Source organism: Micromonospora sonchi (assembly GCF_014646235.1).
Classification (GTDB): domain Bacteria; phylum Actinomycetota; class Actinomycetes; order Mycobacteriales; family Micromonosporaceae; genus Micromonospora; species Micromonospora sonchi.
The window spans coordinates 246718-265700 of sequence record NZ_BMNB01000001.1 but is presented as its reverse complement, the minus strand read 5'-3'; the positions used below and the strand labels follow the sequence as shown (position 1 = coordinate 265700).

General features: G+C 72.3%; 17 protein-coding genes. 6 read left to right on the top strand and 11 right to left on the bottom strand.

Annotated features, from left to right (window positions below; genetic code table 11):
- The first annotated feature begins 100 nt into the window (after window positions 1-100).
- The 4 genes from IEY61_RS01120 to IEY61_RS01105 all read left to right on the top strand — a co-directional run bounded on the left by IEY61_RS01120 (window position 101) and on the right by IEY61_RS01105 (window position 4396).
- Window positions 101-2215 carry an MMPL family transporter gene (locus IEY61_RS01120; RefSeq protein ID WP_189040314.1) on the top strand — a complete coding sequence of 705 codons (2115 nt, stop codon included), beginning with the start codon at window positions 101-103 and terminating at the stop codon, window positions 2213-2215.
- 162 nt (window positions 2216-2377) lie between these two features.
- Complete coding sequence (locus IEY61_RS01115) at window positions 2378-2731, top strand: nitroreductase/quinone reductase family protein (protein ID WP_189040313.1); 354 nt, start codon at window positions 2378-2380, stop codon at window positions 2729-2731.
- Between the two features lie 589 nt (window positions 2732-3320).
- The gene (locus IEY61_RS01110; protein ID WP_189040312.1) at window positions 3321-3755 is read left to right on the top strand and encodes a VOC family protein; all 435 of its coding nucleotides are present in this window, start codon (window positions 3321-3323) and stop codon (window positions 3753-3755) included.
- A 158-nt stretch (window positions 3756-3913) separates the two neighbouring features.
- On the top strand, window positions 3914-4396 hold the full coding sequence (locus IEY61_RS01105; RefSeq protein ID WP_189040311.1) for a DivIVA domain-containing protein: 483 nt from the start codon (window positions 3914-3916) through the stop codon (window positions 4394-4396).
- Between the two features lies 1 nt (window position 4397).
- Here the strand turns inward: IEY61_RS01105 and IEY61_RS01100 are convergent, their stop codons facing one another.
- The 4 genes from IEY61_RS01100 to IEY61_RS01085 all read right to left on the bottom strand — a co-directional run bounded on the left by IEY61_RS01100 (window position 4398) and on the right by IEY61_RS01085 (window position 8666).
- Window positions 4398-5624 carry a multidrug effflux MFS transporter gene (locus tag IEY61_RS01100; protein ID WP_189040310.1) on the bottom strand — a complete coding sequence of 409 codons (1227 nt, stop codon included), beginning with the start codon at window positions 5622-5624 and terminating at the stop codon, window positions 4398-4400.
- Between the two features lie 153 nt (window positions 5625-5777).
- A complete protein-coding gene (locus tag IEY61_RS01095; protein ID WP_189040309.1) occupies window positions 5778-6743 on the bottom strand; it encodes a hypothetical protein in 966 nt (321 codons plus the stop codon).
- Between the two features lie 132 nt (window positions 6744-6875).
- A complete protein-coding gene (locus tag IEY61_RS01090) occupies window positions 6876-7250 on the bottom strand; it encodes a YciI family protein (protein WP_189040308.1) in 375 nt (124 codons plus the stop codon).
- Window positions 7251-7391: 141 nt separating this feature from the next.
- A complete protein-coding gene (locus IEY61_RS01085; RefSeq protein ID WP_189040510.1) occupies window positions 7392-8666 on the bottom strand; it encodes an RNA polymerase sigma factor in 1275 nt (424 codons plus the stop codon).
- A 123-nt stretch (window positions 8667-8789) separates the two neighbouring features.
- Here IEY61_RS01085 and IEY61_RS01080 point away from each other — a divergent pair, with 123 nt between their 5' ends.
- The gene (locus IEY61_RS01080; protein ID WP_189040307.1) at window positions 8790-9155 is read left to right on the top strand and encodes a VOC family protein; all 366 of its coding nucleotides are present in this window, start codon (window positions 8790-8792) and stop codon (window positions 9153-9155) included.
- 14 nt (window positions 9156-9169) lie between these two features.
- Here the strand turns inward: IEY61_RS01080 and IEY61_RS01075 are convergent, their stop codons facing one another.
- From IEY61_RS01075 to IEY61_RS01045, 7 genes are all read right to left on the bottom strand, one after another.
- Window positions 9170-10366 (bottom strand): hypothetical protein, encoded by a 1197-nt coding sequence (locus IEY61_RS01075; protein WP_189040306.1) that lies wholly within the window; start codon window positions 10364-10366, stop codon window positions 9170-9172.
- A 143-nt stretch (window positions 10367-10509) separates the two neighbouring features.
- Entirely contained in the window at window positions 10510-11268 is a 759-nt protein-coding gene (locus IEY61_RS01070) for a MerR family transcriptional regulator (RefSeq protein WP_189040305.1), read from the bottom strand.
- A 39-nt stretch (window positions 11269-11307) separates the two neighbouring features.
- Window positions 11308-13635: a putative bifunctional diguanylate cyclase/phosphodiesterase gene (locus IEY61_RS01065; RefSeq protein ID WP_189040304.1), complete on the bottom strand. Its 2328-nt coding sequence runs from the start codon at window positions 13633-13635 to the stop codon at window positions 11308-11310.
- 259 nt (window positions 13636-13894) lie between these two features.
- Window positions 13895-14749, bottom strand: coding sequence for an SRPBCC family protein (locus IEY61_RS01060; protein WP_189040303.1), 855 nt, complete (start codon window positions 14747-14749; stop codon window positions 13895-13897).
- A complete protein-coding gene (locus IEY61_RS01055) occupies window positions 14742-15299 on the bottom strand; it encodes a helix-turn-helix domain-containing protein (protein WP_189040302.1) in 558 nt (185 codons plus the stop codon). Before IEY61_RS01055 ends, IEY61_RS01060 begins: the two co-directional genes overlap by 8 nt.
- A gap of 93 nt (window positions 15300-15392) precedes the next feature.
- A complete protein-coding gene (locus tag IEY61_RS01050) occupies window positions 15393-16736 on the bottom strand; it encodes a class I SAM-dependent methyltransferase (protein ID WP_189040301.1) in 1344 nt (447 codons plus the stop codon).
- Window positions 16733-18115: an FAD-binding oxidoreductase gene (locus tag IEY61_RS01045; protein ID WP_189040300.1), complete on the bottom strand. Its 1383-nt coding sequence runs from the start codon at window positions 18113-18115 to the stop codon at window positions 16733-16735. Before IEY61_RS01045 ends, IEY61_RS01050 begins: the two co-directional genes overlap by 4 nt.
- Before the next feature lie 123 nt (window positions 18116-18238).
- Between IEY61_RS01045 and IEY61_RS01040 the strand changes: the two genes are divergently transcribed.
- On the top strand, window positions 18239-18931 hold the full coding sequence (locus tag IEY61_RS01040) for an RICIN domain-containing protein (protein ID WP_229705618.1): 693 nt from the start codon (window positions 18239-18241) through the stop codon (window positions 18929-18931).
- Window positions 18932-18983: the final 52 nt, after the last annotated feature.

The window sequence follows — 18983 nt, the reverse complement described above, 5'->3', positions numbered from 1 at the left end:
CTCCGCCATGTCCGTCCCGGGATCGGTGGTGCTACCACCACCTCGGAGCGGGTCCTGACACTCCTGACCTCGGCCCGGGTGACGCCGAAGGATCGAGAGTATGACCAGGACAAAGAAAACCGCGCTGGCGCCCGGCCGCCGCAGCAAGTACGCGCTGCTCGTCTTCTGGCTCGTCCTCATCGCGGCGGCCGGGCCGCTGGCCATCAAGCTGACCGAGGTGCAGGAGAACGACACCCTCGGGGCGCTGCCCGCCACCGCCGAGTTCACTGGGGCGATGCAGCGGGCCAAGGAGTCCTTCCCGGACTCGCAGAAGCCGCTCGCCGTCGCCGTCTACGTTCGCCAGAGCGGGCTCACCGACGCCGACCGCGCCAAGGCCGAGGCCGACCGCGTGGCCTTCGCCCGGTACGCCGACGGCGGCCAGGTGCCCCCGCCGGTCCCCAGCGAGGACGGGCAGGCACTGCTGCTCTCCTTCCCGGTCGGCGGGAACGCGGAGCAGCGCGCCGAGACGATGGGGCACATCAAGGAGCGGCTGCCCGTCGACACGCCGGCCGAGTTGAGCACCGCCCTGACCGGCCCGGCCGCCGGCGAGGACGACGTCTTCGAGGCGTTCGAGGGCATGGACGGCGCGCTGCTGCTGGCGACCGCCGGCACCGTCGCGTTGCTGCTGCTCATCACGTACCGCAGTCCGGTGCTGTGGCTGATCCCGCTGGTCACGGTGGCGCTGGCCAACCAGCTCGCCAGCGCGGTGGTGTACCTGCTGGCCAAGCACGCCGACCTGGCCGTGGACTTCCAGAGCCAGAGCATCATGACCGTGCTGGTCTTCGGCGTCGGCGTGGACTACGCGCTGCTGCTCATCGCCCGCTACCGGGAGGAGCTGCACCGGCACGCCGACCGGCACGCCGCGATGGCCGTCGCGCTGCGGCGCTCGATCGGCGCGATCGCCGCGTCGGCGGCGACCGTCGCGCTCGGCCTGCTCTGCCTGCTCGCCGCTGACCTGCCGTCCACCCGGGGACTCGGGCCGGTCGGCGCGATCGGCATCGCTGCGGCGTTCCTCGCCATGACCACGCTGCTGCCGGCCGTGCTGGTCATCTTCGGACGGTGGCTGTTCTGGCCGTTCGTGCCCCGGTACTCGCCGGAGGCGGTCGGGCTCGACGTGACGGCCGAGCACGGCGTGTGGCGCCGGATCGCCGGTTTCGTCGGGCGGCGGCCCCGCGCCGTGTGGCTGGGCACGGCCGCGGCACTGGTCGCCCTGAGCTTCGGCATCGGCAACCTCAGCATCGGCCTGCCCCAGGACCAGACCTTCACCACGGAGGTCGGCTCGATCACCGGCCAGCGAATGATCGAGGCGCACTACCCGAGCGGCACCGTCGCACCCGCCGAGATCCTGGCCTCCGCCGGCCAGGCCGACCAGGTGGTGGCCGCCGCCCGTACCGTGCCGGGGGTGGCCGAGGTCGGCGAGCCGGAAACCTCCCCCGACGGCCGGTGGGTACGCGTCGCCGCGGTCCTGGTCGACCGGCCGGACAGCGACGCGGCGCTGGACACCGTCGAGCGGCTCCGCGACGCGGTGCACGCCGTGCCCGGGGCGCAGGCGCTGGTGGGCGGGGACACCGCGTACCTGATCGACGAGAAGCGGACGGTCAGCCGCGACGACCGGACGGTGGCGCCGCTGGTGCTGGTGGTCGTCTTCGCCGTGCTGGTGCTGCTGCTGCGGGCCCTGGTCGCGCCGCTGCTGTTGCTGGCCAGCGTGGTGCTGTCCTACGTGGCCGCAATGGGCGCGGCCGGGCTGATCCTCGACGCGATGGGGTACCCGAAGTTGTTCGTCAGCGTTCCGTTGCAGACGTTCCTGTTCCTGGTCGCGCTCGGCGTCGACTACACCATCTTCCTCGCCACCCGGGCCCGGGAGGAGACGGCGCGGCTCGGGCACCGGCAGGGTGTGCTGCACGCGTTGACCGTCACCGGCGGGGTGATCACCAGCGCGGGCGTGGTGCTGGCCGCCACCTTCGGCGCGCTGAACGTGCTGCCGCTGGTGCCGACGGTGCAGATGGCGATCATCATCAGCGTCGGGGTGCTGCTCGACACGTTCCTCGTGCGCAGCCTGCTCGTCCCGGCGCTGGCCCTGAACATCGGCCGACACACCTGGTGGCCGGGTAAGGCATCCTCAGCTGCCGGGCGAGGCGTGGGCGGGCCGGTCCGGGAGCCCGTACCTCTTGCCTGATCGATGTCCGGGTGCACAGGCACCTGACCAGGACTCCCGGCACCGCGACCCGGTGCCGGGAGTCCCTGTCTGAGGGAAGGTGCGGCAAACCGGCGCGGCGGGTCCGCCCAGGCCCATAGCCTGGCGGGGAGAACATGACCGCCGGATCCGTCGGAGGAGATCGTGACCAACGCGATCGGTGACGCACTTGAGGGCGTACACGAGGTCGAGCTGACCGTGACCGGCCGCCGGACCGGGCGGCAGATCTCCCGGCCGGTGTGGTTCGTGCAGGAGAACGACAACGTCTTCCTGATGCCGGTGACCGGCTCGGACAGCCAGTGGTACAAGAACGTCCGGCAGATCCCGGTGGTCCAGTTGGCCGCGAACGGAACGTCGTTGAGGTCGAGCGCCACCCCGATCACCGAACCGGCGCGGGTCGACCACATCGTGGCGATGTTCCGCGACAAGTACGGCGCCGACCAGGTCGAGTCGCACTACCCCAAGCACGACGTCGCCGTCCGGGTCCCCCTCGGCTGACCAAGAGTTCTGTCGCTGACGCGACCATCGGCTGGTCGAGGCAGGCGCCGGCCCCACGGCGCTGACGAAGCAAATGGTCAGCGCGCCACACCCCAGTCCTGTTGCGGCCTCTCTCAGTGGTCGGCCGCTGGCCTCCGCAGCCTGTTGATCGACTCCGTTTCGTCGGTATGGCGGTGTCTGATCGGTCGGGACACCGCCATTACGGCGAAACCGCGATCGGCGTTGATCAAGGCGGTTGCGCGCGGAAGGGCCGGACATCGGCCGTACGCCGGGGCGCCCGGCCAGAGGCACATCCCGAACAGGCGTCATGTCACCCTGACATATTCATGTCACTGTGACATCAGCATCCTGACGACCACCGCTCCCCGCACGCCAGCCAGGTGCCCGAGACGATCATCCGGCATCGAGCCGCTCGAACCCAAGCGGGTCGGGGGCGCAGGCCCCTTTGCACTGCTTCAACCTGCGCAACGGCTTCGGTGGCAAACCGTTGCGCGGATTGAACCAGAGCGACCACAACACGGATGAGGACCTGGCCGGCAGGCTGTGCTAACCGGAGCGCCAACGACAGACTTTTGGCAGGATGCTCGGGATGGAGCAGCGGATCAGTCTGATCACACTCGGCGTGACCGACCTGGCCCGGTCCCGGGCGTTCTACGAGCGGCTCGGCTGGCGCGGCCAGGAGGTCGAGCGGACCGTGTTCTTCCAGGCCGGCGGGCTCGCTGTCGTACTGTGGGCGCGGGAGTCGCTGGCTGCGGACGCCGGGGTCGAGGACGCTGGCGCGGGCCGGTTCATTGGAATCACGCTGGCGCACAACGTGCGCGAGCGCGACGAGGTGAATCGAATGCTGACCGCGGCGGCCGAGGCGGGAGCGCAGGTCACCCAGCCGGCCCGCGAGACGTCGTACGGCGGGTACGCCGGCTACTTCGCCGACCCGGACGGTCACCTCTGGGAGGTCGCCTGGAACCCTGGCCTTCCCCTGGCAGCCGACGGCACCATCACCGTTCCCGATTTCGGCGCGGCCTGAGCGGCGAAAAGCGCAGGTCTCGACCTGCGCACACCACCGGCGGCCGGCACCGGGCAGCCCCGCTGACCGGTGCGAGCCGGCCAGAACGCGGGCCGCGCCAAGGTGGGCGGCGACGTGTCATGCTCTGCGCAGCAGTCTCACGTCATCGAGGTGTCGCTGTGCAGTCGAATCGGAATCGACGTCCCCTGGCGTTCGGCGTCCTGCTGCTCGCGTTCGGCCTGTTCCTCCTGCTGGGCACGGATTCACCCAGCGTCGCGAGGGCCGTCCTCGCCGGGGCCGCGCTGGCCCTGGGCGGCGGGGTCATCCTGCGCTGGCTCAAGCCGATGCCGGCCCCTGGCCCGGCCATCGATGCTCCGCTCGGTGACCGGCTCACGGACACCCGGGAACACCCCCGGGCGGACTTCGAGGTGGCCTTCGCCACCGCGCTGCGCGGCTACGACAAGCGCCAAGTGGACGAGCTGGTCGGGCTGGGGCAGAGCGCCCTCGCCACCGACGTGCCGACGCAATGCAGGGTGGCCAGGACGCAGCTCGACACGGCCCGCGCGGCCCTGCCCATTGCCTTGCGGGGATACGACATCGCCGAGGTCGACGCGTATCTGGAGCGGCTGTCGGCAGCCCTGGCCGGCGACGAGCCGGGCTGAGTCAGCGGTGGCGGGCCAGGGTGAGCACGACGAGCAGCGACCCGGCCGCCGCGCCGGACATCACCACGGCCATCGGCAGGGCGCTGCCTTCGCCGGCGAGGCCGACCAGCGGCGCGGCGCCGGCCGCGACCACGGCCTGGATGCCGCCGAGCAGCGCCGCCGCGGTGCCGGCGTGGGCGGCGTGCCGGTCCAGGGCCAGCGCGGTGCCGTTGGGCATCACCATGCCCAACGAGCCGAGGAGGACGAACAACGCGACGATCACCAGCGGCGGGGCGTCGAGCAGCGCCCCGGTCACCACGCCGAGGCCGGCGAGCAGCCCGATGACGAGGCCGGCGACGAGCAGCGGGCGGGGGTCGTACCGGTCGAGCAGCCGGGCGTTGAGCTGGCCGACGGCGACGAAGGCGAGCGCGTTGACGCCGAAGACCAGGGTGAACGCGCCGACGGAGAGGCCGAAGACGTCCTGGAGGACGAACGAGGAGCCGGAAAGGTAGCCGAAGAGCCCGGCGAAGGCGAGGCCCTGGGTCAGCGCGTACCCGAGATAGACGCGGTCGGTGATCAGGGCGCGGCCGGCGGCGGCGGTCGCGGCGAGACCACCGGTGGCGCGCCGCGTGGCCGGCAGCGTTTCCGGTAGTCGCCACGCGACGGCGACGGCGAGCAGGGCGCCGATGACGGTGAGGGCGACGAAGATGCCGCGCCAGTCGCCGAGGCGCAGGATCAGGCCGCCGAGGGCGGGGGCGGCCATCGGGGCGAGACCGAAGACCAGCACGAGCCGGGAGAAGTACTTCGCGGCGGCGCGGCCGGCGTAGAGGTCACGGACGACGGCGCGGGCGACGACCGTGCCCATGCCGCCGGCGAAACCCTGGAAGAAGCGCGCCGCGGCGAGGGCCGGCGCGGACGGGGCGAGCGCGCAGACCAGCGACAACAGGGCGTACGCGCCGACGCCGACCAGCACCGGAAGCCGCCGCCCCCAGCGGTCGCTGAGCGGGCCGGTGACGAGTTGGCCGAGGGCCATGCCGATCAGGCAGGTGGTCAGGGAGAGCTGGATCTGCGCCTGGCTGGCGGCCAGGTCACGGGTCATCTCGGGTAGCGCCGGCAGGTAGGTGTCCAGCGACAGCGGCCCGATCGCGGTGAGGCTGCCGAGCAGCACCAGCAGCCCGAGGGCGGCCCGACCGCTGGGTGCGGCGACCCGCTCCGGAGCGGACCCGGTCGGTGCGGCGATCTTCGACATCCGGACAAGATAGCCCTGCCTACCGGGGCATCCCCGCGGAAGCGAATGCCCTGTTCATCCGGTCACTGCTGACTCCCGCCGCCGCCGACGGGCGAACCGCCGCCGCGGGGTGCGCGGCGGCGGTTCATCTGTGGCGGCCCAGGCGTGACAGGTTCACTCGACGGCGGTGAGGTGGATCACCACCGTGTTGTCGGCCGGGGTGGCCTCCGGCAGCACGTAGGTCGGCCAGAACGTGGCACCCACCTCGAGGGTGGCGGGGCCACCGACATCAGCCGCGGACCGGTCGGCCGGCGCCGAGACCACCAGGGTGAAGCTGCGCTCCTCGCCCGGCATGAACCGCTTACCGGGCACCGCCAGGTGCTCCAGCCAGTCGGCCGGGCCGCTGTCCGGCTCGGTGGTCCAGAGCTGCACGCCGTTGGGCAGCGTGACGCCGCCGACCCAGAGGTTGTCGTGCGCGGCGTCGCCGGACCAGCGGACCGTCACCGGCACCCGGGCGAACCAGCGTCCGGTCTCTGCCCGCGTCATGGTCGCGTCGCCCGCCGAGATCGACGCCTTGGCCTGGGCGTCCTGCACGTACGGCCGGGCCGGTCGCAGCTTCCCCTTCGACGACCGGAACAGCGTCCCGAAGGTGGCCGTGCCCGCCGGGGACTGCTGTCCGGCGACGGTCGCCTCGATCGTGCCCTGACCGGCGCGCATCGGGTACGAGCGGACGGTGGTGAGCACCTCGAAGGTCAGGAAGGCCTGCTTCGTCTCACCCGAGCGCAGGTAGAGCGAGGGCGAGCAGTCGAAGGTACGCCGCCCGTCGGTCAACTCGTCGTACGGCAGGCACGGCGCGTCCGGCCCGGCGTCCCGGAACGAGCCGGCGACCGGCTCCAGGATCTTCAGGCTGAAGCTGGTCGACGCGCGGCCCCGGTTGGTGACGGTCACCGGCAGCGTGCCCCGGTAGCCACGGTCGGTCGGGTCGAGGATCAGGCGTCCCGCCTGCACCGAGGCCCGGGCCTCGAGCGCGGCGGCGGCCGGGGCCGCGGCGGCCGGGGCCGCGGCGGCCGCCGCGCCGGCGAGGGTCAGCGCCGCAGCGGCGAGCGCGCCGGCCAGCGGTCGGCTGAGCAGAGTCTGCATGGGGTGTCCTCCCGTGATGACGCGGCCTCCTGCCGCGCCGGTAACGAGGACACGCCCACACCCCGCAGGGGGTTGCGGGCTATCGATGTCGGTCAGCCGACAGCCCGCGCCCCTCCTGAGGTGGACCAGACACTAGGCGGCCAGGTCCTCCATTTCGGTGACCCGGCGGACGTCCACCTCCAGGTCGAAACCGGCCTCGACGAAGACGTCGACGAAGCGCTGGCCCCACTGCATCGCCTCCGCCTTGTCCCGGACCTGCAGCAGGGCGAACCCGGCGATCAGCTCCTTGGTCTCGGCGAACGGCCCGTCGGTCACGGTCTTCTTGCCGTCGGTGACGGTGATCCGGCCGGCGTCCACGCTGCTCGGGCGCAGCCCTTCACCGGCGAGCAGGACACCGGCCTGGTTCGCCTCGGCGATGAAGGCGCCCATCCGGGCGATGAAGGCCTGGTCGGGCTGCCACAGTTCGGGCTTGTTCTCGTCCAGCTTGTGCATGAGCATGAAACGCATCGGTCGCGTCCCTTCCATCTGATCTCGTCCGCCGGCCGGTCGCCGGTCTGCCGTGCCGGTTGTTCGACCCGGCCTTCACTGACGCGTCGAGCGACCCGACCGGGATTCGACATCGCGGCCGGATTTTTCCCGCAGAGTTTTTCAGCGCCTCGGCGGCAGGCCCGCGGCACAGTCGGCGGCCCGGTCCCGCAGCAGCGTCCGTTCCCGGACGTTGCCGGTCAGCTCGGCCGCGCGGGTGAACTCGGCGGCGGCCTCGGCGTAGCGGCCGAGCCTGGCCAGCAGATCACCGAGCACGGCGGGTAGCAGGTGGTAGCGGGCCAGCGCCGGCTCGGCGGCCAGGGGACGGGCCAGGGCCAGGCCGGCGGCCGGGCCGTCGGCGAAGGAGACCGCCACCGCCCGGTTCAGCTCCACCACCGGCGACGGCGCGACCCGGGCCAGCTCCGCGTAACTGGCCGCGATCCGCGCCCAGTCCGTCTCCTCGGGGGTACGCGCCCGCGCGTGGCCGGCCGCGATCTCCGCCTGGAGGGTGTACGGGCCGGCCTGCCCACCCGCCGCGCTGGCCCGGTCCAGCGCCGTCAGGCCCCGGCGGATCAGCAGTTGGTCCCAGCGCCGCCGGTCCTGTTCCAGCAGCAGCACCGGCTCCCCGTCGGCGTCGGTGCGCGCCCCGGTGCGGGACGCCTGGATCTCCAGCAGCGCGGCCAGCCCGTGCACCTCGGGTTCGTCCGGCATCAGTGTCTGGAGCATCCGGGCCAGGCGCAGCGCGTCCTCGCAGAGCGCCGGGCGTAGCCAGTCGTCCCCGGCGGTTGCCGCGTACCCCTCGTTGAAGATGAGGTAGGTGACCTCCAGCACGCTGGCCAGCCGCTTCTCCCGCTCGGCCGCGTCGGGCACCTCGAACGGCACCTTCGCCTCGGCGAGGGTCTTCTTGGCCCGGGTGATCCGCTGCGCCATGGTGGGCTCGGGCACCAGGAACGCCCGAGCGATCTCCTCGGTCTTCAGCCCGCCGACCATCCGCAGGGTCAGGGCCGCTCGGGCCTGCGGGGTCAGCACCGGATGGCAGGCGGTGAAGATCAACCGGAGCAGGTCGTCCTCGATCCGCTCCTCGAAGGCCGCGTCGAAGTCCGGCGTGAACGTCTCCTCGCCGAGGTCGCGGACGAGTTCGGCGACCTTGCGATCCTGCACCTCACGGCGACGGATCCCGTCGATCGCGCGGCGCTTGCCCACCGTGGTCAGCCAGGCGCCCGGATTGGCCGGTACGCCGCCGCGCGGCCACTGCTCCAGCGCGGCGACCAGCGCGTCCTGCGCCAGTTCCTCGGCCCAGCCGACATCGCGTACCAACCCGGCCAGGGCAGCGATCACCCGCCCGGACTCGATCCGCCACACCGCGTCGATGGTCTGGTTGACCTCGGCGACCCCCATGACCATGCATCACACCAGGCCGGTCCATCCCCGGCTCGCCGGGGGTGTCCCGTTCTGTCACACCCCGGTCCTAGCCTCGGCGCAACGTCCCAGTTCCTTCTCACACCCCGACGGAGACAGCAGATGCTCGACCATCTCGGCATCCAGGTCCGCGACCTCGACGCCAGCCTCGCCTTCTACGACGCCGTCCTCGCCACCCTGGGTGCCCGGCGGATGCTGCAACATCCCGAGGCCATCGGCTACGGCAACAGCAGTCCCGACTTCTGGCTCAGCCCGGCCGGCGAGGGGTCGCAGCGGGAAAACCACATCGCGTTCACCGCTGCCGATCGGGCGGCCGTGCACGCCTTCCACGACGCGGCCGTGGCGGCGGGCGCGCAGGTGCTGCACGCACCCCGGGTCTGGCCGGAATACCACCCGAGCTACTTCGGCGCGTTCGTCCGGGACCCGGACGGCAACAACGTCGAGGCGGTCTGCCACGCACCCGATTAGGAGCAGCCGGTCGGTCAGGCCAGCACGATGCGGCGAACGCCGCCGTGCCGGCCGCACGCCCGGGGGCTGCCGCCGGCCAGGCTGACCTTGCCGTTGGCGCACTCCACGAGGTAGCCCCGGCCCTCCCAGAACCCGGGTACGCAGTCGAAGTGGTCGCACACCTCGCTGGCCGGCTCGCGGATCTTGTCGCCGCCGCAGAAGCCGTAACCGAACGGGTTGGTCGGGGCGCCGCAGCGCGGCTCGTCGGTCGGGCCCGCCGGCTGCGGCGTGGCCGCGACGATGGTGCGGGGCACCTCCAACGCCTTCGACGCCTTGGAGGTGCTGGTGACCGGTCCGTGCGAGGCGCCCATGGCCGACGCCTGCGGCAGGTTCCCGGTCGCCGCCTTCGCGGCGGTCACGGCCGTCGCCGGGACGGCGGCGACCGCGGTCTCCCGGCCGGTCGAGTCCGACGGGCCGACGTTGGCCAGCACCAGCGGCACCGCCACGGCCAGCCCGGCGGCGACCATCGCGGTGCGTCGACCGCCGGGGATCAGCGTCAGCAGCCGGGCCTGGCCGGGCGTGGCGATGCCCGGCCGGCACGGACGGCTCTTGGCGTGTTCGGCCGCCAGCTCGTCGAGCTGGGCGATGACGACGTCCCGCTGCTCGATCGCGTCGGCGAAGGCCAGGGTGAGCACGAACCGGAACTCGGCCGCCGCCTCGGCGGGCAGCAGCACTCCGGAGATGCGCCGCCGGTCCAGCACCTGGATCAGCGTGACGGGCACCTGCGGGTCGTGGGCGAGGCCGCTCATCCGCCCGTACGCCCAGTCTCGCCGGCCCCGACCACCGAGCAGCACCAGCCGACGGTTGGTGATCACCGCCATGCCGGCGTCGGTGACCCGGACCCCGTCGGGCAGCCGGTGCCGCAGCCGGCCGGTCTGCGGGCCGACGGCCAGCTCGGGGGCGGGCAGCACGGCGCTGTGCCGTACCTCCACCAGCTGGGCCGCCGGCACCACCCGCAGCACGATCTCGTCTCCGGCCAGCTGTAGCGGGAGGCCGTCGCCGGCCGCGGCCGAACCGTGGCACTGCTCGGCGAGGGTACGCAGGCGGCGGAGTTCGTCGTCGCGCCGCCGCCAGGATTCCTCGTCGCTGCGGAACAGCCGCCGCCGGCGCTCGTTCTGCCGGCGCGCCCACCGGTACCGCCATGTCGAACCCGTCGAATCAGTCCTTGCCACGCCGACTCCTCCGCCGCGCATGCCACCAACTGCAGGCCACCAGATGGGGTGTCACAGTGTTAACGGCAGCGGGCACCACGATGGAAACGGCCAACCCCGGAAGAACTACCCGATCGGGGGAGTGACAGACAGTCCGCGACCCGTCAGGCGCGGGTGATCGCATTGGCGTGGATCGCCTCGTGCAGGTACGCACCCAGCCCCGGCGCCATCGCCTCGTAGTGCCGGAGGAACCGCTCGTCGGCGAGATACATGTCGGCCAGCCCGGTGTGGATCTCGTACGAGCACTCGTAGAACCAGCGGCTGATCTGCTGCCGGTGCTCCTCGGCCAACTCCATCGCCGCCGGGCTGTCCGCCGGCGCGCCCGAGGCCATCAGCGCGACGATCCGCCGCCCCCAGTCCTCGGTCTCGGCCTTGATCCGCTGCCAGTCCTCCTTGGTGTGGCGCGCTGCGCGCCGTTGCGACTCCTGGTACGCCTCGGTGCCGCCCCAGCGCTGCTCCGCCTCCTCGGCGTGGGCCTCCGGATCGAAGTCACCGAACACCTCGAAGCGCTCCTGCGGGGTCAGTCGAATCTCCAACTTGCTCGCCTCCATCGCGAACTCGATCGCCGCGACCATCTCCTGCAACCGCTTGACCCGTACCGTCAGCAGCTCGTGCTGGCGGCGCAGGTGCGCGCTCGGGTCGCTCGCCGGGTCGTCGAGGATCACGGCGATCTCCTCCAGCGGGAACCCCAGCTCGCGGTAGTACCGGATCAGCTGCAACCGCTCCAGGTCCGCGTCGTCGTAGCGGCGGTATCCCGCGCTGGTGCGCCCGCTCGGCGAGAGCAGCCCGATCCCGTCGTAGTGGTGCAACGTCCGGACCGTCACGCCGGCCAGCCTGGCCACCTGACCCACCGTGTACGCCATGGTTCCCTCCCTTCCTGGGAACCACGGTCCCGCCTGCCGTTACGTGAGGGTCAAGTCCGATTCTGCGACGCCGGTCACCCCGGGCGGGCAGCGCTCGGCCAGGACCGTGCGCAACTCCCCCAGCGCGGCGGGGCGCCCGTAGCGGTAGCCCTGCCCCTGCACGCAGCCGATCGCGGACACCGCGTCGTGCTGCCGGTCGGTCTCCACCCCCTCGGCCACCACGGCCAGGTCGAACGCGCCGGCCAGCCGGGTCACCATCTCCACCGTCGCGTACGCCCGGGTGTCCTCGACGATGCGGGCCACGAACGACCGGTCGATCTTCAGCTCGGTGGCCGGGATCCGGTGCAGGTAGCTCAGCGACGAGTAGCCGGTGCCGAAGTCGTCGATGGCGATCCGGATGCCCAGCTCACGCAGCTGGCTGAGCCGGTCGAGCACCGCGTCGCTGCCCTCGATCAGCGCCGACTCGGTCAGCTCCAGCGTCAACGCGCGCGGCGCCAGCCCCGCTCCGGCGGTGGCCTCGGTGACCGTGGCGATCAGATCCGGCCGGCGCAGGTGCGACGCGGCGATGTTCACCGCAACCGTCGCGGACGGGACGCGGCCCTGCCAGGTGGCCGCGGCCCGGCACGCCTCGTGGATCACCCACCGGTCGATCGGCAGGATCAGCCCGGTCTCCTCGGCCAGCGGCAGGAAGCGCGCCGGGCTGAGCATGCCCAGCTGCGGGTGCCGCCACCGCACCAGGGCCTCCGCGCTGCGTACCGCCCCGGTGGCCAGGTCCACGATCGGCTGGAACTCCAGGTGCAGCTGCCCCTCGTCGACCGCCCGCCGCAGGTCGGCGATCAGCTCCGCCCGGCCCACCGCCGACTCCCGCAGGCCCGGCGTGCACCGCCGGTACGCCGACTTGCCGGCCGCCTTCGCCGCGTACATCGCGATGTCGGCGTCGCGCAGCAGATCCTCGTACGAGATGTGCTGCGGCCCGTACTCGGCGATGCCGATGCTCGCCGACGGGTGCACCCCGACGACCTCCTCGCCGGCCGACGGATGCAGCGCCGCGAGCAGCCGTTCCGCCAGCCGCTCCGGCGCAGCCGGCCGATCGCCGGTGACCAGCACGGCGAACTCGTCACCGCCGATCCGGGCGATCAGGCCGTCGTCGGCGACCGCCCGGCGCATCCGGCGGGACAGCCCGGTCAGCAGGGTGTCCCCGGTGGAGTGCCCGAACCGGTCGTTGACCTGCTTGAACCCGTCGAGGTCCAGCAGCAGCACGGCCACCGGCCTCGCCCCGCGCAGGGCGGCCCGCAGCCGGCGGGTGAACGCCAACCGGTTGGGCAACCCGGTGAGCTGGTCGACATAGGCGAGCTGGCGCAGCCGGCCCACCAGGCGCAGGTTCTCGTTGGCCGCCAGGCCCTGCCGCAGCGCCAGCGCCGCCAGCAGCGCCATCATCGTCAGAAAGACCGGCAGCGGGGTGTGGCCGTCGGGCTCACGGGCCAGCAGGGTCGCCACGATCGCCCCACCCACCGGCAGGTACGGCAGCGCCACCCGCCATCGGGGCGGCAGCGGCCACTCGCCGGTCTCCTCGGCCCGGTCGAGGTGTCGCGGCGGGGGCAGCCGGGCCGCCGCGCCGATCAGCAGGTAGCTCACCGGCCAGAGCACGTCGAGCATCGTGCCGAGCTGGTAGGTGCCCGCGGCCACCCAGGACACGTAGATCGCGTCGGCCACCGTGCGCACGGAGAGGCTCACGGCCAGCAGCGTCAGCGCACGCCACACCGGCCGGCCGGCGGCGATCACCGCGACCAGGATGGTCAGCTGCATCAGGTCGAACATCGGGTAGAGCAGCCCGGCGGTGCGCAGCGGCTCGTCGAGGTCCCCCAGGGTGGCGATGCGGAAGGTCAGCACCCAGCCGATCGGGATCAGCGCCAGCCCGACGATCACCCCATCGAGCAGGGCCCGGGCGCGACCCACCCCGGTGCGCGGCGCGGTGATCGCGCAAAGGATGGCCGCGGTGCCGACGAGCAGGCTGGCCGCGAAGATCAGCCCGACCGGCAGCGTGTGCGGCAGGTCCTCGCCGAGCAGCCGGTGGACCATCCAGAGTGCCCGCCCGGTCGACGCGAGCGCCATCATGGCCGCGATCAGCAGCCAGAACCGGCGTAGTGACGCCGGTTGCCGGCGCGCCGCCCCGACGCAGGCCAACCCGGCCCAGCCCGCCACCGACACCGTGCCGAGGTCACTGACAAGAGCTTTCGCGGGCAGGTCCAGCGCCAGCCAGAGCGTTTCGACGGCGACGACCACAGCGGCCCCGAGCAAGCCCGCCCGACCGACCCGGTCCCGCTCGGGCGACCACGCGGCAGCCCGCTCGACGTCCTCTCGCGACACCGCGATCGCTCCGGCTCTCTCTCGTACCGCATCCTCGACGGTGAGGCCCGGTCCTGGCAAACCCCGAAAGCCTAGCCACGGATACGCCCGTTCTGCCAGGGCCGTGCGGCCCGAGTCCACAATCCGACGGGCCATTCGTCGATGCGCATGCGCCGGTGACCCGGCCCTGGCCCCACCGTTCGTCGGAGGCGGGGCCGGGGCGGGCGCATGCCCGAGCCGGCGAGGGCGGGTGCCGCGAGGCCGCCCTCAGCCGGTCGCCTCAGCCGGTCGTCGTGGCCTGCTCCGGCAGCCAGATCGGCTGCCAGTCCGGCACCTCGTGGTAGCGGCGCAGCTCGGCCAGCCCGGAGATCCAACCGGCCCAGGCAGCGTACGGGGGCTGCTGCTCGTCGAAGCCGCTCTGCACGAAGGTCAACTTCGTCTTCCCGTCCGACTCGGCCAACTCCCAGCTGATGACGCCAGGCGGTCCCCAGTCGACGGAGATCTTCCGGCCGGGCTCCAGGTCGACCACCTTCGCGGCGTAACCACTGTCGAAGCCGCCCATGGCGTACCGGCCGCCGACCCAGGGCTCGATGCCGATCGGGTGACCGAACCAGGCGCTGGCCTGCTCCGAGTCGGTCAGCGACTCCCAGACCTTGTCGGCCGGAGCGGCGATGACCAGCTCGCCCCGCAGGTCGGTGCTGGTGAAGTCCACCTTCGGCAGCAACGGCTTGCCGGCCAGGTGGGCCTCGAGGTTGGCGGTCGACAGGTACCAGAAGGTCTGCAGGACGCCCCGGATGCTGGTGCCGTTGATCACGTCGTCGAAGTCGTAGTGGGTCTGCGACAAGGTCAGCACGGTGCGGTCCGGCCCGTCCGGACGCAGAGTGATCTCGGTGGTGGTCTCCACACCGTCGAGCAGCCAGGCGAAACGCAGCCGGTCGTCGTCGGCGTGCAGCAGCCGCTGGTGCGCGGCGTCGCCCTCGGGCGTGTAGCGGCCCCAGAACTCGTACCGCTCGGGTAGGTCGACCTCGGCGTGCTCGGCCAGCCAGACGCGCAGCTCGGCCGGGTCGGTCAGGGCCTGGCGCACCCGGGCGACCGGCGCGGCGAGGCGGGCAGTGATGATCATGGGCTCAGTCACGGTTGGTCCCTTTCGGGTAGCAGGCCACGGCGAGCTTGAAGGCGTCGCCTTCGGCGCCGCCGTAGCGGGTGAACAGCTCCTGGAGAGCGGTTTGCAGGTCGTGCAGGAATTCCTGCCGGCGCTCGGCCGGCACGCGGATCTCGCCGGAGACTCCGATCGAGGGCAGCTCCGGCGCGGCGCGGTCGAGGGCGGCGACGTCGGCCTGGACCTCCTCCATCAGGTCCAGCAGGTAGCCCAGGCTCAGCTCGTCGCGGGCTCGGCGCAGCCCGATCCGCCCGACCAGGCGGGGCGAGAGCCAGTACGACCGGGCGACGGCCTGGTAGATCCCCTCGGTGATGCCGCGGACCTTGCGCTGGTCGACCTGCTCGACCAGCCCGGCCGCGACCAGTTGTTTGACGTGGTAGTAGACGCGCTGCGGCGTCTGCTCCAGCCGGGTGGCCACCTCGGTGCAGGTGCGCGGCTCGGCCAGTTGGCGCAGGATCTCCACGCGCTGCGGCTTGAGCAGCACCTCGGCCTGCTCGATCTGCTCCAGATACAGGACATCCCTCATAGCAAAATAAGTTTTGTACGTACAAAACTTGTTTGTCAATAGCGACGACGAAGGCCGCGCCGATCGATCCGGCGCGGCCTTCGGGTCAGCCGGTCAGGGCAGCCAGTCCGGGCGCAGCGGATATCCGCTCGCCCCCTGTGCGTCGTTGCGCGTCGCCAGGACCTGGTGCAGCTGGATGCCGTTGCGCTCGAACGCCAGCCGCGACCCGGCCATGTAGAGCCCCCACACCCGGGCGGTGCCGGTGCCCACCTCCGAGACGCAGAAGTCCCAGTGCCGCACGAGATTGCGGCACCAGCCGGCGAGGGTCAGCGCATAGTGCCGGCGCAGGTTCTCCTCGTGGTGCACCTCCAGCCCGACGTCATGGACCTCGCTGATCACCCGCCCCGGCCCGGCCAGCTCGCCGTCGGGGAAGACGTACCGGTCGATGAACGCGCCGGAGCGGTGCGGCGCCCGGTTGTCGGCCCGGGTGATGCAGTGGTTCAGCAGCCGCCCCTGCGGACGCAGCCGGTCGCGCAGGAAGCCGAAGTACGCCGGGTAGTTGCGGACTCCGATGTGCTCGGTCAGGCCGATCGAGGAGACGGCGTCAAACTGTTCCCGGGGCGCGTCGCGGTAGTCCATGTGCCGCACCTCGGCGAGCCCGGCCAGCCCTTCGCGCTCGATCGCCGCCTGCGCCCACCGCGCCTGCGATCGGGACAGCGTCACCCCGAGCGCCTTCACGCCGTACTCCCGGGCAGCGTGCCGGATCATGCCACCCCACCCGCAGCCCACGTCCAGCAGCCGCATCCCCGCCCGCAGCCCGAGCTTGCCGGCGACCAGGTCGTACTTGGTCGCCTGCGCCTGCTCGAGGGTGTCCTCCGGGCTGCGGAACACCGCGCAGGTGTACGTCATCGACGGGCCGAGCACCTTCTCGTAGAAGGCGTTCGACACGTCGTAGTGATGCGAGATGGCGTTGCTGTCGCGGGACCGGGAGTGCCGCAATCCGGCCACGATCCGCTTCCAGCGCGGTTGCGCCTCCTGCGGTGGCGTCGGTGGCGGCAGCAGCCGTTCCCAGCCCAGCCCGCGCACCAGGGCCAGCCCTTCGGCCAGCGCCGGTGGGCGGACCCGCAGCTCGTCCTTGAGCACCCGCAGCGCCTCGTACGGGTCGCCCGGGTGCACACCCGACAGCGCGAGGTCGCCGCTCACGTACGCCCGCGCCATGCCCAGGTCGCCAGGGGCGGTGAGCAGGTACGACAGCCCTCGCTCGGAGCGGATCGACAGGGTGATGCCGGCGTCGGCCGGCCCGATGGCGCTGCCGTCGTACGCAATCACCCGGACCGGCAGCGGGCTGGTGGTCACCGCCCGGACGACGTCCGCCACGGTCGTTCCACGCCGCCCGCTCCCCGGTGGCGGCGTGGCGGGAGCGCCAGCCGCTCCCTGGTTTCGGTCGGTAAGGCTCATGCTTGTGCAACCGCCTTTTCGTACAGTCCGGTGAGTCGATGCTCCGGGTCGTACCGGTCCCGCACGGCGCGCCACGTGTCGCCGCCGTAGAGCCGGTCGAACGAATCCCGGTCGTAGTACGCGTCGGAGTAGAGCGACTTGTGCCCGCCCGCCTCCGACACCGCGCGCTCGATCTCCCGGTTGACCTCGCCGTCGGCGGCGCCCTCGGCGATCGGCACGCTCCCCCAGAACCCGATGTTGACGTAGTCCTGCCCCGGCCGCAGCGGATACAGCGGCCAGGAGCGGGCCGATCTCCCGCCCGCCGGCTCGCGCAGCCGCAGCGGGCACAACCACACCGGCGTCATCCGCACCCGCCGGGCGAACCAGTGCAGGAAGCCCGCCGTGCCCTCCAGCGGAATCTCCACGTCCTGCACCACCCGCTCCCGGGCCGGCTGGCCGCGCCACCGGTCGATGCGGGCCGCCACCCGGTGGCGGTGCTCCAGCCGCACGATGCGGTGGTAGACGTCGCTGCGCCGCCACCGCGCCGGCCACAGCCGCCGCACCACCGGGTGCTGCACCCCGAACGCCGCCGAACACCAGAACCAGTCGGTGTCCCAGCGCCACAGGTAGTCGTGCGTGCTCAGCGCGTCGTGCCGGCGTCGGCGCAGCGACCGGTAGTAGATGTCCTGGCCGGTGTAGTCGGAGACCGCCGGCACGTCGTCGGTGAAGCTCCCCAGCACGAGGTACGCCTCGCCGGGGCTGAACATCACCCCGTCCATCGCGTCGACGCTCTGGCCGTCGAAGGCGCGGGTGGCGGCGACCTGGCCGATCGCGGCGGTCAGCTCGGTCAGGTCGGTGAACCGCACGTTGCGCAGCGCCACGTACCGGCGGACCGGTTGCAGCTCGATGCGCAGCCGGGTGGCGTAGCCGAGACTGCCCAGCGAGTTGGGGAACGCGGCGAACAGGTCGGCGTGCTCGCCCTCGGGCCGGGCGGTGACCACCTCACCGGTGCCGGTGAGCACGTCCAGCTCGGTCACCGACTCGTGCGGCAGGCCGTTGCGGAACGAGGTCGACTCGATGCCCAGCCCGGTGACCGCCCCGCCGAGGGTGATGGTGCGCAGCTGCGGCACCACCAGCGGCATCAGATCGTGGGCGAGGGTCGCCTCGACCAGCCGTTCATAGGTGCACATGCCCTGCACCTCGGCGGTGCGGGCGACCGGGTCGACGCCGAGCACCCCACCGAGCCCGCTGACGTCCAGCCCCGGCGCGCGGGGTGCGCCGCGCGGCCGGAACAGGTTGGAGGTCCGCTTGGCCAACCGCACCGGCTGGCCCGGCGGCACCGCCGCGTACGACCGCCGCAGCTGGGCCACCGCCAGGTCATGATCACGCAGAGCGCGCATGCGATCACTCTACGCGCGGCCTGTGACCATTGTGGGACATCCACCGAGAGCTTTTCGCGTTTCCTGGCGAACGGTGGGGGTGGTTGGCCGCCGGCGGGATGGATGGGTCAGGATGCCGGAGTGATGGAGAGGGATGGGGTGGGCAGCGTGTACGGCACCCGGCGAGCCGGGCTGCCGCGCGATCCGCTGCTCCTGGGGGCGTTGGCGGTCGGGCTGGTCGGGATGCTGGTCGGGGTGCTCTTCGCCAGCGGCGTGTTCGACGGCGACGACCCGACGCCGTCCCCGAGCGCGGTGGCCGGCAGCCCGACGCCGGCCGAGCCGAGCCCGACCGAGGAGGAGCCGACGCCCACCACGGAGACGCCCGAACCCACCGAGTCGGCCACCCCCACCGCCGAGCCCCATCCGCTCGCCGGCCCCAGGGTGTTCCAGGGCGCCGGCTCGGGACTCTGCCTCGGCCTGGACGGTGGCCATCAGGCGGCCGGCGCCGAACTCGCCGCGTGCAGCGGCGGACCGGAGCAGCAGTGGGTGGTCAACACGTTCGGCCCGGACACGGTGACGCTGACCAACGCCGCGTACAACCAGTGCCTCGACGTCGAGGGGGGCAGCGGCGACGACGGTGCCCGGTTGCAGCAGTACGGCTGCCACGGCGAGGGCAACCAGCAGTGGCGCCTCCAGCCGGTGGACGACGGCACGATGCTGCTGGTGGCCGTGCACAGCGGCAAGTGCGCCCAGGTCCGCGACGGCGGCGTCGCCCCCGGCGACGACATCGTCCAGGCCCCCTGCGACGGCAACCCCGCCCAACGCTGGACGCAGTAAGGAAGGGCCCCCTATTAACGCCTGCAGTAGAGAAAGGGCCCCCTATTAACAC